The sequence below is a fragment of the Mycobacterium sp. genome, assembly GCF_050701675.1.
Taxonomy (GTDB): Bacteria; Actinomycetota; Actinomycetes; order Mycobacteriales; family Mycobacteriaceae; genus Mycobacterium.
In genome coordinates this window covers 1-2888 of the sequence record NZ_JBOGDD010000521.1, presented here as the reverse complement: position 1 = coordinate 2888, position 2888 = coordinate 1, and the positions used below count along the sequence as shown (strand labels likewise).

The following is a 2888-nucleotide window of genomic DNA, read 5'->3' as shown; positions in this document are numbered from 1 at the left end:
CTCCTGCTGCGTGGGCTTCCACATGTTGCGCTGCTCGCCCTCCCACGGTCCGGGATCCTTGGCGGTGTCGCTGCCGAGGCCCCAGACCTTGCCGACCCTGTCGGCGACGTCCTGGCCGATGAGGTCGGCGGCCCAGCCGTTCATCGAGCCGTATCCGGTGGCGTAGACGACGACGTCGGCGGGCAGCTCGGTGCCATCGGTGAGCACCACCGAGTCCTCGGTGAGTCGGTCGACCTGGCCGTGCGCCAGCTTGATGCTGCCGTTGGCCACCAGATCGCAGGCCCCGACGTCGATGTAGTAGCCGGAGCCCCGGCGCAGGTACTTCATGAAGAGCCCGGAATCGTCGTCGCCCCAGTCCAATTCGAAGCCGGCATCGGCCAGTCGCTGGTAGTAGTCCTTGTCGCGCTCGCGGATGGCGTCGTAGATCGGGATCTGGAATTCGTGCATGATCCGGTATGGCAGCGAGGCGAACGTCAGATCGGCCTTCTCGGTCGTCATGCCCGAGGTCACCGCGCGTTCGGAGTAGAGGTCGCCGAGCCCGAGGTCCATCAGCGAGTCCGACCGCACGATGTGCGTCGAGGACCGCTGCACCATGGTGACGTCAACGCCGTTCTCGAAGAGCGCCTTGCAGATGTCGTGGGCGGAGTTGTTGGACCCGATCACCACGGCACGCTTGCCGACGTAGCGGTCGGGGCCGGGGTGGGCGCTGGAGTGGTGCTGCTCGCCACCGAAGACGTCCTGGCCGGGCAGCGTCGGAATGCTCGGCTTGCCCGACATGCCGGTGGCCAACACCAGCTGCGTGGGATGCAGCGTCAGGCGCTCGCCGTCACGGTCGAGCTCGACGGTCCACTGCTTGGAGGCGTCGTCGAACGAGGCCGACAGACAGGTGGTCTTCGACCAGTACGGAACCTCCATGACCCGCGTGTAGAACTCCAGCCAGTCACCGATCTTGTCCTTGGGCGCGAACACGGGCCAGTTCTGCGGGAACGGCATGTACGGCAGGTGGTCGTACCAGACCGGATCGTGCAGGCACAGCGACTTGTAGCGCTGGCGCCACTGGTCGCCGGGCCGTTCGTACTTGTCGACGACGATCGCGGGCACCCCGAGTTGGCGCAGCCGGGCGCCCAGTGCGATGCCGCCCTGACCGCCGCCGACCACTAGCGTGTACGGCTGGGTGCCGTAGCCGAGCGAGGCCTCTTCGTCGTGGCGCTTCTCCGCCCACGACCGCGTGCCCGGATCCGAGCCGTGCACCGCGCCCATGACGCGGGTCGCACCCTTGCGCTCCTCGTGGCCCTTGAGCTCCTGCATCGCGGTCAGCAGCGTCCAGCATTCGTCACCCTTGAGCCGCAAATGCCCGGTACCGCGGCCGACGGCCGTCTCGAACTCGATGAACGCCGACGTCACGTCACCGTCGGCGGTCGCTTCCTCGCGCGTCCGGAACCCCGACGGGCTGGTCTCCGCGAGGCGGGCGTCGAGCATGTCGGCGACACCGTCGCGCCCCTCGACGGTCTTGATGTTCCAGGTGAAGGAGACGAGGTCGCGCCAGACGCTGTCGACGGCGAACTTCGCGACGGCGCGCTCGACGTCGCGGACGGCAAGGGCGGCTTCGAAGTCAGCGAGCCACGCCTCGACGCGGGCCTGCGGCGTGAGTGCGGCGGTCGCCTGCTTCTCGATGGTGTCTGTCATGTGACACAGAGCACACCCAACCGGGTGCTCCGCGCAAGGGTTGCACCGCGTTGCAACTCGTTCGGCCGCAGGATGCAACGGGCTGCAACTCTATCGGGGTGTGGCACCCGTCACATAGACATGGTTCATGAGAGCAGCTGTCTACTACGGACCCAACAAGGTCGAGGTCGCCGACGTCCCCGAGCCGACGCCCACCGCAGGCACCGTCAAGGTCAAGGTCGGCTTCAACGGCATCTGCGGCACCGACCTGCACGAGTACTACGCGGGCCCGATCTTCGTGCCCACCGAACCGCATCCGCTGACGGGTCAGCAGATGCCGCTGACCCTGGGGCACGAGTTCTCCGGTGTCATCACCGAGGTCGGCGCGGGGGTCACCGACTACGCGGCGGGCGACCGGGTGGCCATCATGCCGCTGTACCGCTGCGGGCACTGCGGGCCGTGCCGGGCGGGCAACTACAACATCTGTCAGCAGATCGGATTCCACGGCCTGATGTCCGACGGCGGGATGGCCGAGTACACCGTCGTGCCGACGGACATGCTGCACCGGCTGCCCGACAACGTCTCCCTCGAACTCGGCGCGCTGGTCGAGCCCATGTCGGTGGCGTACCACGCGGCCACCCTCGGCGAGCCGAGCACCAACGGCACCTCGATGGTGTTCGGCGCAGGCCCGATCGGGATCGGATTGTGGTTCGCGTTGCGCGGCAAGGGCGTCGAGGACGTCTTCGTCGTCGAACCGTCGGCGACGCGGCGGGCGTCGATCGAAGCGCTCGGCGCCCGCACCCTTGACCCGACGGCCGTCGACGTCCCGGCGTTCATCGCCGACCACACCGACGGCGCGGGCGCCGACGCGGTGTTCGACGCGGCGGGAGTGCAACCCGCCGTGGAGACGGCGCTGGCCTGTGTCGGGGCGCGCCGGCCCATGGTCAGCGTCGCGATCTACGAGAAGCCGCTCACCACACCGCTTCTCAATCTCGTGATGAACGAGTCCCGGATCCAGGGCTCGCTGTGCTACACCGCTGCGGACTTCGAAGCGGTCATCGCCCTGATGGCGCGCGGCACCTACGACACCACCGGCTGGGTGACGTCCATCGCCATCGATGACGTCGTCGACGAGGGTTTCGAGGCGCTGCACGCAGGCACCAAGATGAAGGTCCTCGTCGACCCGACGATCTCGGGAACGGACGCCCCGTGAGCACCCTGGC

2 protein-coding genes are annotated in these 2888 nt (G+C 68.0%); one reads left to right on the top strand and one right to left on the bottom strand.

The genetic code is table 11. From position 1 onward, the window contains the following. On the bottom strand, positions 1–1686 hold a 1686-nt coding region (locus tag ACRDUX_RS15675), incomplete at its 3' end, for an NAD(P)-binding domain-containing protein (protein WP_526414936.1). A 127-nt stretch (positions 1687–1813) separates the two neighbouring features. Here ACRDUX_RS15675 and ACRDUX_RS15670 point away from each other — a divergent pair. Then, positions 1814–2878: a 2,3-butanediol dehydrogenase gene (locus tag ACRDUX_RS15670; RefSeq protein WP_526414935.1), complete on the top strand. Its 1065-nt coding sequence runs from the start codon at positions 1814–1816 to the stop codon at positions 2876–2878. Positions 2879–2888: the final 10 nt, after the last annotated feature.

What these genes read in the sequence shown, in the direction of transcription:
- ACRDUX_RS15670 (WP_526414935.1), top strand. Translation starts at nt 1,814, where the DNA reads ATGAGAGCAGCTGTCTACTACGGACCCAACAAGGTCGAGGTCGCCGAC.